We start from the raw sequence: 12,845 nt of genomic DNA, 5'->3' as shown, positions 1-12,845 counted from the left end.
CCCGCCGGGCGCCCCCTGCCCCTACCCCCGTGCCGCGGCCCCCCGTACTATGACCTTTCGGCGGTCCCACCCGGTCCGCCACCGCCAGACGGCGACTTGGGAGGAAGCCCGGTGCGAATCCGGCGCGGTCCCGCCACTGTGAGCACGCGCACCCGCCGCGTGTGAGTCAGGAACTCCCGCCGTCCGAACACCGCCCGGGGCGTGGACACCCCGAGGAAGGGCCTGACGCCGCATGTTCCTGCTCCTGTCGACGTCCGACACGGACCTGCTCAGCGCCCGCGCCGCAGCGGGCCCGGTGCCGTTCCGCTTCGCGAACCCCTCGCGGCTCGCGCTCGACGCGCTCCCCGCCCTCCTCGACGGCGTCGACCTCGTCGTCGTCCGGCTCCTCGGCGGCATCCGCGTCTGGCAGGAAGGGCTCGACCTGCTCCTCGCCGACGGCAGGCCCGTCGTCGTGCTGAGCGGGGAGCAGGCCCCCGACGCCCAGCTGATGGCCGCGTCCACCGTCCCGGTCGGCATCGCCGCCGAGGCCCACGCCTACCTCGCGCACGGCGGCCCCGCGAACCTCGAACAGCTCGCCCGCTTCCTCTCCGACACCGTGCTCCTCACCGGCCACGGCTTCGACGCGCCCGCCCCCGCCCCCTCCTGGGGCCCCCTGGAGCGCACCCCGCGCACCACCACGGGCCCCGTCGTCGCGGTGCTCTACTACCGCGCGCACCACATGAGCGGCAACACCGGTTTCGTGGACGCCCTGTGCGAGGCCGTCGAGGACGCGGGCGGCCGAGCGCTCCCGCTCTACGTGGCCTCGCTCCGCACCCCCGAGGACGGACTGCTCGACACCCTGCGCACCGCCGACGTCCTCGTCACCACCGTCCTCGCGGCCGGCGGCACGCGCCCCGCCGAGGCGAGCGCGGGCGGCGACGAGGAGGCGTGGGACGCGGGCGCCCTCGCCGGGCTCGACGTACCGATCCTCCAGGCGCTGTGCCTCACCGGCTCGCGCGCCGACTGGGAGGAGAACGACGAGGGCGTCTCGCCCCTCGACGCCGCGAGCCAGATCGCCGTGCCCGAGTTCGACGGCCGCCTCATCACCGTCCCCTTCTCGTTCAAGGAGATCGACGCGGACGGCCTCCCCGCCTACGTCGCCGACCCCGAACGCGCCGCGCGCGTCGCCGGGCTCGCCGTGCGCCACGCCCGCCTGCGGCACATACCCGCGCCCGACAAGCGCCTCGCGCTCGTCCTGTCCGCGTACCCCACCAAGCACTCCCGCATCGGCAACGCCGTCGGCCTCGACACCCCCGCGAGCGCGATCGCGCTCCTGCGCCGCCTCCTCGCCGAGGGCTACGACTTCGGCACGGAGCCCGTCCCCGGCGTCGAGTCCGGCGACGGCGACGAGCTGATCCGCGCGCTCATCGACGCGGGCGGCCACGACCAGGACTGGCTCACCGAGGAACAGCTCGCCGCCAACCCGGTCCGCATCGCCGCCGCCGACTACCGCCGCTGGTTCGCGACCCTGCCCAAGGAACTGCGCACCGCGGTCGAGGAGCACTGGGGACCCGCGCCCGGCGAGATGTTCGTCGACCGCGGCGCGAACCCCGAGGGCGACATCGTGCTCGCCGCGCTCCGCTTCGGCAACCTCCTCGTCCTCATCCAGCCCCCGCGCGGCTTCGGCGAGAACCCCATCGCGATCTACCACGACCCCGATCTCCCGCCCTCGCACCACTACCTCGCCGCCTACCGCTGGATCGCGGCCCCCGCGAGCGAGGGCGGCTTCGGCGCCGACGCGATGGTGCACCTCGGCAAGCACGGCAACCTGGAGTGGCTGCCCGGCAAGAACGCCGGCCTCTCCGCCGCCTGCGGCCCCGACGCCGCGCTCGGCGACCTGCCTCTCGTCTACCCCTTCCTCGTCAACGACCCCGGTGAGGGCACCCAGGCCAAGCGCCGTGTCCACGCCACCCTCGTGGACCACCTCGTGCCGCCGATGGCCCGCGCCGAGTCCTACGGGGACATCGCGCGCCTCGAACAGCTCCTGGACGAGCACGCGCAGATCGCCGCGATGGACCCCGCGAAGCTCCCCGCGATCCGCGCCCAGATCTGGACCCTCATCCAGGCCGCCCGCCTCGACCACGACCTCGGCCTCGACGACCGCCCCGACGACGACGGCTTCGACGACTTCCTCCTGCACGTGGACGGCTGGCTCTGCGAGGTCAAGGACGCCCAGATCCGCGACGGCCTCCACGTCCTCGGCAAGGCACCCGCCGCCACCGACCGCGTCAACCTCGTCCTCGCGATCCTGCGCGCCCGCCAGATCTGGGGCGGCACCCAGGCGCTCCCCGGGCTGCGCGAGGCGCTCGGCCTGGACGAGTCCGCCGCGACCCTCGCGAGCGCGGACGCCGCCGAGGAGCGCGCCCGCGCGCTCGTGCAGGCGATGGAGGACGCGGACTGGGACCCGGAGGCCGTGCCGCGGGAGGAGAGCGAGGACGTCCGCGCGGTCCTCGCCTTCGCCGCCCGCGAAGTGGTGCCGCGCCTCGCGGCGACCACCGGCGAACTCGACCACACCCTGCACGCCCTGCGCGGCGGCTTCGTCCCCGCCGGGCCCTCCGGCTCCCCGCTGCGCGGCCTCGTCAACGTCCTGCCGACCGGCCGCAACTTCTACTCCGTCGACCCGAAGGCCGTCCCCTCCCGGCTCGCCTGGGAGACCGGGCAGTCCCTCGCGACCTCGCTCCTGGACCGCTACCGCGCCGACCACGGCGAGTGGCCCACCTCCGTCGGGCTCTCGCTGTGGGGCACGAGCGCGATGCGCACGGCGGGCGACGACATCGCCGAAGCCCTCGCGCTGCTCGGCGTCCGGCCCGTGTGGGACGACGCCTCGCGCCGCGTCACGGGCCTCGAAGCGGTCCCGCACGAGGAACTGGGCCGCCCCCGCGTGGACGTGACCCTGCGCATCTCGGGCTTCTTCCGCGACGCCTTCCCGCACACCGTCGGCCTCCTGGACGACGCCGTACGCCTGGCCGCCTCGCTGGAGGAGCCCGCGGACGTCAACCACGTCCGCGCCCACGTCGCCCGCGACCTCGCCGAGCACGGCGACGAGCGGCGCGCCACGACCCGCATCTTCGGCTCCCGGCCCGGCACCTACGGCGCGGGCCTGCTCCAGCTCATCGACTCGCGCGACTGGCGCACCGACGCCGACCTCGCCGAGGTCTACACGGTGTGGGGCGGGTACGCGTACGGGCGCGGTCTCGACGGACGGCCCGCGCGCGAGGAGATGGAGACCGCCTACCGCCGTATCGCCGTCGCCGCGAAGAACACCGACACCCGCGAGCACGACATCGCCGACTCGGACGACTACTTCCAGTACCACGGCGGCATGGTCGCCGCCGTGCGCGCGCTGCGCGGCTCCGCGCCCGAGGCGTACATCGGCGACTCCACGCGCCCCGAGACGGTCCGCACCCGCACCCTCGTGGAGGAGACCTCGCGCGTCTTCCGCGCGCGCGTCGTCAACCCCCGCTGGATCGAGGCGATGCGCCGCCACGGCTACAAGGGCGCCTTCGAACTCGCCGCCACGGTGGACTACCTGTTCGGCTACGACGCGACGACGGGCGTCATCGCGGACTGGATGTACGACAAGCTCACCGAGACGTACGTCCTGGACGAGACGAACCGCGCCTTCCTCCAGGAGGCCAACCCCTGGGCCCTGCACGGCATCGCGGAACGCCTCCTGGAGGCCGAGTCGCGCGGCATGTGGGCCGAGCCCGACCCTGCGGTGCTCGACGCCCTGCGGCAGGTCTACCTGGAGACGGAGGGGAACCTGGAGGGCGACGACGAGGGCTGAGCGCACGCGGGAACCCGGGCCCCGCCCGTACGGGGCGAGGGGCACCTTCCGCGCGGGACGCCCCGCGTGATCGACTGGAGCGCATGGCCGTTCGCCCCCGCACCCCGTACCTCTCCCGTACCCGCGGCGTCCTGCTCGCCCTCGCGGCGTGTCTCGCCGGGGTGGTCCCCCTGGGGTCCGCCCCGGCCGCCGCTGCGGACCCGCCGCTGACCGCCCCCGCCACGTACCACGTGGCGCCGCCCGGCGGGCCCAGGCGCCCCGCGCGGGACAAGCACCTGCACGTCCGGTACCACGAGGACGCGGTGGCGGGCGAGAAGACGGGACGCCTGATCACCGACGTGCGCGGCGCCGAGGACGTCCTGCGGCTGAGGAAGTACGGCAACGGCTGCTCGGGCGACGCCGCCCGCATCGTCTGCGAGGTCGGCGCGAGCTATGACAACTGGGCGGACTGGGCCGGCGCCCTCCCGTACGCCGCGCCCGGCAGCGAGGCGGGGGACGCCGGGGACCTGCACCTGCGCTACGAGGCCCCGGACGGCAAGGTCGCCGAGGCCACCACCCGCGTCGTGGTCGGCGGCCCCGTCCTGGAGATCCGCCGCCCCGAGAAAGTCGCCCACCTGCGCCCCGGTGCCCGCACGCACTTCGCCTTCGTCGTGCGCAACGCGGGCGAGACCCCCGCGAACGGCCTCGGCCTCACCTACACCACCGACACCATGACGCCCACCACGGAGCGCTTCTCGAACTGCAGCTACCACGGCGCCACGGCCGTCTGCCGCTTCCCCGCGCTCGACCTCGCCCCCGGCGAGAGCGTCGGCCTCGCTCCCGGTCTCGACCTGCGCCCCGAAGACCGAAACCGCCGGAAGCCTCCACCAGTCCGCTTGGCCGCTCGACCTCGGCCCCTACGAGGAAGTCGTCGTCCCCGACGAGGGCGCGCCCGGCAAGGGGCCCGCCCTGCGCCCGGAGCCCGGCAAGGGCACCACGGGCACCTGGAGCGACGAGGACACCGCCTGGACCCGCTTCTCCGTCGACAACCCCTCCGACTACGCGGCGGTCGGCACCCGGCTGCGCGCCCGGGACGGCCGCGAGCAGGAGGTCCGGATCGTCGCCAGGAACAACGGCCCCGGCGACCCGGGGCAGAACCCGCCCGTGGAGCTCCGGTTCACGCCGCCCGAGGGCGCCCGCGTCCTCAAGGAGCCGATGGAGGAACTGGACGAGGACTACTTCGAGCCCCTGTGCAAGCACGACAAGGCCGGCGTCTACACCTGCCCCCTCACCGCCCACGAGCCCGGCGACACCCAGCACCTCGCCTTCCGCCTCCGCCTCGGCGAGGAGTCCGGCGACGGCTCCGTGCGCCTGCGCGGGCGCGACGGCAAGGAGTACCCGGCCGACCCCGACCCCGCGAACGACACGGCGGACGTCACGCTCTCGGGCAAGGTGCCGGGCACCTCCGGCGGGGGCCACGCCGCCGCCTGGTGGGCGGGCGGGGGAGCCGTCGCCGTCCTCGCCGGCGCCCTCGCGCTGTGGGCCCGCGGACGGCGCGCCCGCGAACGGTGACACGCGAGCACGGGCCCGGGGGTGCCGCCCCCCGGGCCCGTACGTCTCAACCGGTCGCGCGCTCGCCCCTGTTGACCCACCACAGCGCCCCGTCCACGGCCGCCGCGTCCGCTCCGTCCCAGCCGCTGACCCGGTAGGTCACACACTCGCCGGGCAGCAGCGTCACGAGCCCCCGGTCCGCCTTCGCCGCCGGGGCGAGCCGGTCCGCCTGGAGCAGCAGGTCCCGGACGAGCGTGCGCGCCGTCACGGTCACCTCCGCGCCGTCCGCCGTCGCCACCACCTCCGTGCGCACCTCGCCCGCCGGGTAGGCGAACTCCCTGTCGGGGGCGCCGAAACGAAGGGCCCGCAGCCCGTCGGCCTCGGCCACCAGGAACTCGCGCGCCGGATCGCGGAACTCCGTGAGAGCGGCGGGCAGGCCGACCAGCGCCACCGAGCGCGCCGCCACGGTGAACTCCCGCTCGCACGCCTCCGTTTCGCCTCCCTTCGCGTCCCGGAGCTGTATCCGCGCCCGGCCCTGCCACGGTGTGGCCGCGTCGTTGACGACGGCGAGCACGAGCCGCCCGTCGCGCTCGACGAGGCTCAGGAGCCGGTCCGCGTACAGGCGGCGCAGCTCGTGGTAGAGCGGCTTCTCCCGTTCGTCCCCGTCGATCGCCGCCCAGCTCGTCACCGGCCAGCAGTCGTTGAGCTGCCACAGCACCGTGCCCGCGCACACCGGCCAGTGCGCGCGCCAGTGCTCGATCCCGGTCGCCACCGCGCGGGCCTGGTTGAGCTGTGTCAGGTAGTGCCACGTGTCGAAGTCGCCGGGTGCCTCGAAGTGCGGGGCGAGGCCGCGCGCGAGCTTCCCGTTGCCGTCCTCCGCCTTCTGGTGGTGGAGCATGTCCGGTGAGTCCGGGGCGAGCTGGTCCTCCCCGATGGCCCGGCGCAGCGTCGCGTGGGCCGGGGGCGCCTGCCAGCCGAACTCGGCCATGAAGCGCGGGACGTCCTCGCGGTAGGCGGCGTAGTCGAGCCGGTTCCACACCTCCCAGGAGTGCGTGGTGCCGTGCCGGGGGTCGTTCGGGTGCCGCTCGGGGGAGCCGGACCACGGGCTGCCCGCCCAGTAGGGGCGGGTCGGGTCGGTCCCGGCGACGAGGCGGGGGAGCAGGTCGAGGTAGTAACCCTCGCCCCACGAGGCGCCGTTCAGCTCCTCGGCCCAGCCCCAGTCCCGGAACCCCCACAGGTTCTCGTTGTTGCCGTTCCACAGCACGAGCGAGGGGTGCGGCATGAGCCGTACGACGTTCTCGCGCGCCTCCGCCTCCACCTCCGAGCGCAGCGGCTCCTCCTCCGGGTAGGCGGCGCACGCGAAGAGGAAGTCCTGCCACACGAGGAGCCCCGCCTCGTCGCAGGCGTCGTAGAAGTCCTCGCTCTCGTAGATCCCGCCGCCCCACACGCGCACGAGGTTGACGCCCGCCTCCGCCGCCTGGCCCAGGCGCCGCCGGTAGCGCGCCGCGTCCACGCGCGAGACGAGCGTGTCGTCCGGAATCCAGTTCACGCCGCGCGCGAAGACCGGCTGCCCGTTGACCCGGAGGGTGAAGGCGCTGCCCTCCGCGTCCTCGGCGGTGTCGAGCACGACGGTGCGGAAACCGACACGCCGCTCCCAGGAGTCGAGCGCCGCGCTCTCGGCCTCGTCCGTGCCGAGCGACACCACGCAGTCGTACAGCGGCTGTGCGCCGTAGCCGCGCGGCCACCACAGCGCGACGTCCGGTACCTCCACGAGCACCGTCACGACGTCGGAGCCCGGCGGGAGCTGAGCCGTCGTCTCGGCGCCCGCGACCCGCACCGAGGCGCGCAGGGTGCGCGCGGCCCCGCCCGCGGTCCGCTCGACGGCGATCCGGACCCGGACCCGCCCGGTGCCGTCCTCGTCCACCGTCACCTCGGGCCGCACCTCGGCGAGCCGCGCGAGCGACCAGCACTCCAGCCGCGCCTGCCGCCAGATCCCGGCCGTGACGAGCGTGGGGCCCCAGTCCCAGCCGAAGGAACTCGCCATCTTGCGGACGAAGTTGAACGGCTCCGGGTACGCGTTCGGGCGCGGCCCCAGCCGCGCGCGCACCGCCTCGGCCTCCTCGTACGCGGAGGTGAAGGCGACCTCCAGGGGCACCTCGGCGTCCACCGAGAGCGCCTCCGTCGCGTCGAAGCGGTACGCGCGGTGCATGTTGCGGGTCCGGCCGAGCACGCGGCCGCCGATCCGCACCTCGGCGACGGTGTCGAGCCCGTCGAAGACGAGGTCGGTGCGCTCGTGGCCGTGCGCGGAGCCGCCCGCGAGCGCCGTGCGGTACGTCCAGTCGGCGCGGCCCACCCAGGCCACGGCCTCCTCGTTCCGGCCCAGGTAGGGGTCCGGGATGAGCCCGGCCGCGAGGAGGTCGGTGTGCGCGCAGCCGGGGACGCGGGCGGGGACCCCCTCGTCCACGAGCGCGTCCGCGGCCTGCTCGGGGCGGTGCCCGCGCGGGTCGAGGCGCAGGGTCCAGCCGTGGTCAAGGGGTGTGCTGGCTTTCATGTCACTCCTGGAGGAAGGCCGCGCGGTGGCTACTTGGTGGCGCCGGCCGCGAAGCCGTTGTAGATGAAGCGCTGGAGCGCGAGGAAGACGAGCAGGCTCGGCACGATGACGAGGGCGGCACCCGCCGAGATGACCTCCCAGTGCGCCCCGTACGGGCCCTTGAAGCGGAAGAGGGACGTCGAGATCGTGCCCAGGTCCTCGCTCGGCATGTAGAGGAAGGGGATGTAGAAGTCGTTGTAGATCGCGACGCCCTTGACGATCACGACGGTGGCGACCGCCGGTTTGAGCAGCGGCAGGATGATCCGCCGGTAGATCGTGAAGGACGAGGCCCCGTCGAGCCGGGCCGCCTCGTCGAGCGAGACCGGGATCGAGCGGATGAACTGGAGGAAGATGTAGATCGACACGATGTCGGTGCCCATGTAGAGCAGCACCGGCGCCCAGCGGGTGTCCATGACACCGAGGTTGTTCACGATCCGGTAGGTCGCGACCTGGGTCGTGACGCTCGGCACGAGCGAGGCCACGAGGAACGCGCCGAGGACGAGCTTCTTGAAGCGGAAGTGGAAGCGGTCGACCGCGTACGCCGTCATCGAGCCGATGAGCACGGTCCCGGCCACGGAGAAGACCAGGATGAACGCGGTGTTGAGCAGCGCGCGCACCATGTGCCCGTCGGTGAAGGCGACCGTGTAGTTGTGGAAGTTGAGCCAGTCGTGCGGCAGCGCGAGCCCCGGGTCCTTCGACACCTCCTTGCCGGTGCGCAGCGAGGTGAGCAGGATCGCGGCGAGCGGCACGACGACGACGGCGCTCGCGAGGACCAGCGTCGCGTACTTGAGGGCGGTCGCGAGGCGGCCCCCGGCCCGGGTGCCGCGCGGGGCGCGGCGCTTCGCGGGCGGGCGCGCCGCGGGGCTGAGGACGGTCATGACTGTTCCACCCTTTCGTCCGGGAACAGCACCCGCTGCAAGCCGGTGACGAGCAGCACGACGAGGAGGAGCACGAGCGCCGCCGCCGAGGCGAGCCCGGTCTTGTTGAAGTTGAACGCGAGCTTGATCGTCTGGATCACGAACGTCTCGCTGTTGTTCGCGCCGCCGGTCATGATGAAGGGGATCTCGAAGACCGAGAGCGCCCCCGAGACGGCGAGGATGACGCTGAGCGAGATGATCGGGCGGATGCTCGGCGCGATGATGTGCCGGAACTGCTGCCACCTGTTCGCCCCGTCCAGCTCCGCCGCCTCGTACAGCTCCGGCGGGATCGACTGGATCGCGCCGAGGAACAGCACCATGTCGAGCCCCATGAACCGCCACACGGACACCCCCGCGAGCGAGGTGTTCACGAGATCCGGGTCCCCGAGCCACAGGTGCGGGCCCGCGCCGAACCAGCCGAGCACCGTGTCGAGGGTGCCGCCGGGCTGGAAGAAGTAGAGGAAGACGAAGCCGATCGCGACGCCGTTGACGAGGTAAGGGAAGAACAGGACGCCCTTGAAGACGTTCCTGAACCGGGTGCGGAAGCTGAGCACTGTCGCGAAGTACAGCGCCGCGCAGATCTGCGCGACGGAGCCCACGAGGTAGAAGCCGCTCACCCAGAAGACGCGGAAGAGCTGGGGCCGCGTGAACAGGTCGGTGTAGTTGTCGAGCCCGACGAAGTTCTTCACCGGGCTCAGCCCGTCCCAGTCGGTGAAGCTGTACGAGACGAGCCCGGCGAGCGGCAGCCCGGTGAAGGTGACGAGGAAGGCGAGCGGGACGAGGAGGTAGAGCCAGGGGGTGAACCAGCGGTGGGTCCCGCGCCCGCGCGGGCGACGGGGCGCGGGCCCGGGCGCACCCTTCACGGCCGTTCTCCCGCCGGCGCTCTCCGGTGCCGCCGCGGTGCGGGCGGCCAGGGACGGCCCCGCGGCCTGTGGTGCGCTCATCGTGGTCCTCCTTTCGGTCGTACGGATCGGTGGCGGGAACTCAGCCGAGGGTCCCCTGCGCCTCGGACCACTTCTTGTTCAGCTCCGCGAGCGCTCCGTCCAGATCGCCCCCGGCGGTGCCGCGTGCCACGTCGATCAGGTGCTGCGGGTAGTCCTGGGCGTTGAGGCCGACCTCGGACGCCTTGTCGATCTCGTCGACGAGCGCGTTCTTGCCGTAGCCGAGGTGGATGAGCTTGGTGCCCTGCTCCTGGAACGGCTTCAGGATGCCGGGCAGCGGGGCGCTCTTGAGCGAGGAGATGGACAGGGTCGCCTGCGCGTCACCGGACTTGTCGATGTACCAGTCGAGCCAGGCCCGCGCGGCGTCCTTGTGCGCGGAGTGCTTGTTGACGGCGTACTGGTAGTCGGGCCGCACGACCGAGCAGAACGTCCCGTCGTGCTGGGCGGGGAAGGGCATGAAGCCGATGTCCTCGGGATCGTGCCCGGCCTTCTTCGCCGCGTCCCGCATCTGCACGACGGCCCAGGAGCCGAGCCACATCGTGCCGATCTTCCCGGTGCCGATGAGGGTCTTGGAGTTCTCCCAGTTCGTGGTGGTCGGGTCCGCCTCCGAGAGCTTGCGGTGCACGATGTCGTGGAGGAGCGTGTCCACGACGCGGAGGTCCTGCCCCTTCGCCCAGGGCTCCTTGGTCGTCGCCAGCTTGTCGTTCGCCGCCGGGTCGCAGCTCGGCGAGCCGAGCGCGTTGCCCCAGTTCGTGAGCGGCCAGCCGTCGTGGTAGTTCGTGTAGTACGGGGTGGCGCCCGTCTTCGACTTGATGGCCTGGAGGGCGTCGAGGAAGGCGGCGGGCGTCCTGGGCCACTGGGTGATCCCGGCCTTCTTCCACACGGCCTTGTTGTAGACGAAGCCGTTGGCGGTCCCGATGTTGGCTATCCCGTAGACCTTGCCGTCCACGGTGGCGTGGTCGGTGAAGTCGTACTTCCTGGACAGCTCCTTCGCGGGGCCGAGCGGCGAGAAGAAGTTGGGGTACTGCTTGAGCGGTACGGACGCCGGGATCGACAGGACGTCCCCGTAGTTCTCGCTGTTCATGCGGATCTTGACGTCGCCCTCGTAGTCGGTGATGCCCTGGAACTTCACCTTGACGTGGGGGTAGATCTTGTTGAAACGCGCGGCGTAGCCCTTGAGGGTGCCGTCCTGCACCTGGTCGGTGCGGTTGGTGAGCACCGTGATCGTGCCCGAGACCTTCGCCGGGTCCTTCGGGGTGCTCGCCTCCTCGGACGAGGAGGAGCCCGACCCCGAACCACCGCACGCCGTCAGCGCGGTGGCGAGCACGACCGTCGTCGCCGCGAGTGCTGTTCTACGCATGGCCTCTTCAACTCCCTGACGAGATGGGGAAAGCGCCGCACTGCGGCCCGCGCGGCGACGGAGGTCGCGTCCTCGGGGCGAAGCGGCTGACGGCTGCTCAACGTAGAGGCAACACGGGACGGTGTCCATAGAACGGTTTAGTTCCATCAGGATACAGATCGGCAACAAGCCCTGCTGAGCTGCAAGTTACCGGTACTGTTCGTTTGAGTGGCGAGCTTGTTCAGGAGGCGCCGGGGAGCGGGTGGCCGCGGAAGAACTCCCACATGAGGTCGTTGGCGCTGATCTCGTGCGTGACCTTGCCGTTGCCGTTGTCCACGGGGGAGCCGGGCCAGGTGTGCCCGCCGTCGGAGACGGTGTAGAGCACGACGTCGGCGCCGCCCGCGCAGCCGCCCTGCGCGGTACGCCGGACGTGGGTGCTGACCTGCGTCTCCGCCGGGGCGTTCCCGCAGCCGTTCAGCTCCGCCCACCGTGCGCGGGCGACCGGCACGGAATAGGCCCAGGCGCCGCTGTCACCACCGCCCCGGTACGGGTTGGTCGCGTCCTGCTCGCCGTGGAAGGCGATCACGGGGACCGGGCGCGAGGGCGCGCAGGAGGAGGGGAGCGGACGGCCGCGGTCCGCCGGGTCGGGCCGGCCGGCGCGGAGCCCGGCGACCGGCGCGATGGCGGCGATCCGGTCGGCGAGCGCGCAGCCGAGCGCGGACGTCATCCGGCCCCCGCCGGAGTACCCCGTCGCGTAGACGCGCCCCGGGTCGAGGCAGGCCCGCTCGGTGAGCGTGTCGATGACCTGCCGCAGGAAGCCCACGTCGTCGCGGGTGCCGGAGGGGGTGACCCCGGGCACGTTCCAGATGTAACCGCTGCCGCTCGGTACGGCGCCGGTGGGCGCGGCGACGGCGAAGCCCTTCGCGTCGGCGGTGGGCGCCAGGTCGCTGTAGGCGAGCTGGCCCGCCCCGGTGGACTGGCTGCCGTGCAGGTCGAGGACGAGCGGGAGCCGGGTGCCCGCGCTCCGCGCCGGGATGTGGACGAGCACCTGGTACGTCGTGCCGCCGTAGCTCACCGGGGTGTTGTACTGCCCGGGGGCGAGCGCGGGGGTGCAGGCGCCGGGTGGGGGAGTGGTGCCGTCGCTGGGAAGTTTCCAGGTCTGCCAGGGGTTGGTGTTGCGGTCCCAGATCTGGAGGCGCGTCCCGTCCACCGTGCTGCCGCCGGGCGCGTCCAGGTACCGGCCCGACTGCGGGTTCCTCAGGTGTCCGTCGGATTCAGCGACCCACCGCTGGGCACCGGAGCCGTTGCACTCCCACAGCTGGAGCTTCGTCCCGTTCGCCGTGCCCTGGCCGGTCACGTCCAGGCACTTCCCCAGCGCGCGCAAGGTGCCGTCCTCGTTCGTCGTCCACTTCTGCGCGGCGGTGCCGTTGCAGCCGTAGAGCTGCACCGCCGTCCCGTTCGCCGTACCCGAGCCCGCCACGTCCACGCACTTCCCGCCGGCCCCCGTGAGGGACCCGGAGGCGGAGGCGGGGGCGGCGGTGGCGAGTCCCGCCGTGAGCAGGGCGAAGGCCGTGCAGGCCGTCGCGAGGAACCGTATGCGGCGCATGGGGAAGTCCTTTCGGATCAGGGGCAGAGGGAGGTGCAGCCGTGCATGTACCGTTCGAGAGAAGCATTCAAACGGTGCGCTGCAAAGCCCTGGAAA

Annotated in this window: 7 protein-coding genes and 1 riboswitch; of the genes, 2 read left to right on the top strand and 5 right to left on the bottom strand. The window is 72.9% G+C overall.

Features of this window, described 5'->3' with window-relative positions; translation table 11 throughout:
• Nucleotides 1–44 precede the first annotated feature (44 nt).
• Nucleotides 45–196: riboswitch (cobalamin riboswitch) on the top strand.
• Between the two features lie 36 nt (nucleotides 197–232).
• The gene (cobN, locus tag SSBG_RS01625) at nucleotides 233–3,826 is read left to right on the top strand and encodes a cobaltochelatase subunit CobN (protein ID WP_008744494.1); all 3,594 of its coding nucleotides are present in this window, start codon (nucleotides 233–235) and stop codon (nucleotides 3,824–3,826) included.
• Between the two features lie 1,143 nt (nucleotides 3,827–4,969).
• Nucleotides 4,970–5,377 carry a hypothetical protein gene (locus SSBG_RS34055; RefSeq protein ID WP_234010304.1) on the top strand — a complete coding sequence of 136 codons (408 nt, stop codon included), beginning with the start codon at nucleotides 4,970–4,972 and terminating at the stop codon, nucleotides 5,375–5,377.
• Between the two features lie 46 nt (nucleotides 5,378–5,423).
• On the opposite strand, the gene SSBG_RS01615 is transcribed toward SSBG_RS34055, so the two are convergent.
• The 5 genes from SSBG_RS01615 to SSBG_RS01595 form a co-directional block, all read right to left on the bottom strand.
• A complete protein-coding gene (locus SSBG_RS01615) occupies nucleotides 5,424–7,907 on the bottom strand; it encodes a glycoside hydrolase family 2 protein (RefSeq protein ID WP_008744492.1) in 2,484 nt (827 codons plus the stop codon).
• 29 nt (nucleotides 7,908–7,936) lie between these two features.
• Nucleotides 7,937–8,824 (bottom strand): carbohydrate ABC transporter permease, encoded by an 888-nt coding sequence (locus tag SSBG_RS01610; RefSeq protein ID WP_008744491.1) that lies wholly within the window; start codon nucleotides 8,822–8,824, stop codon nucleotides 7,937–7,939.
• Complete coding sequence (locus SSBG_RS01605) at nucleotides 8,821–9,807, bottom strand: carbohydrate ABC transporter permease (protein ID WP_420790255.1); 987 nt, start codon at nucleotides 9,805–9,807, stop codon at nucleotides 8,821–8,823. Before SSBG_RS01605 ends, SSBG_RS01610 begins: the two co-directional genes overlap by 4 nt.
• Before the next feature lie 40 nt (nucleotides 9,808–9,847).
• Nucleotides 9,848–11,164 carry an ABC transporter substrate-binding protein gene (locus SSBG_RS01600; protein ID WP_008744489.1) on the bottom strand — a complete coding sequence of 439 codons (1,317 nt, stop codon included), beginning with the start codon at nucleotides 11,162–11,164 and terminating at the stop codon, nucleotides 9,848–9,850.
• A gap of 220 nt (nucleotides 11,165–11,384) precedes the next feature.
• Entirely contained in the window at nucleotides 11,385–12,749 is a 1,365-nt protein-coding gene (locus tag SSBG_RS01595; protein WP_037868678.1) for a ricin-type beta-trefoil lectin domain protein, read from the bottom strand.
• Nucleotides 12,750–12,845 lie beyond the last annotated feature (96 nt).

The sequence above is a fragment of the Streptomyces sp. SPB074 genome (assembly GCF_000154905.1).
GTDB lineage: Bacteria > Actinomycetota > Actinomycetes > Streptomycetales > Streptomycetaceae > Streptomyces.
Note: the sequence above shows the minus strand (reverse complement) of the source record. Positions and strands in the feature narration are given on the sequence as shown.

Coding starts and splice junctions, on each gene's coding strand:
- SSBG_RS01600 (WP_008744489.1), bottom strand. CDS start 11,164: ATGCGTAGAACAGCACTCGCGGCGACGACGGTCGTGCTCGCCACCGCG.
- SSBG_RS01595 (WP_037868678.1), bottom strand. CDS start 12,749: ATGCGCCGCATACGGTTCCTCGCGACGGCCTGCACGGCCTTCGCCCTG.
- SSBG_RS01610 (WP_008744491.1), bottom strand. CDS start 8,824: ATGACCGTCCTCAGCCCCGCGGCGCGCCCGCCCGCGAAGCGCCGCGCC.
- SSBG_RS01615 (WP_008744492.1), bottom strand. CDS start 7,907: ATGAAAGCCAGCACACCCCTTGACCACGGCTGGACCCTGCGCCTCGAC.
- cobN (WP_008744494.1), top strand. CDS start 233: ATGTTCCTGCTCCTGTCGACGTCCGACACGGACCTGCTCAGCGCCCGC.
- SSBG_RS01605 (WP_420790255.1), bottom strand. CDS start 9,807: ATGAGCGCACCACAGGCCGCGGGGCCGTCCCTGGCCGCCCGCACCGCG.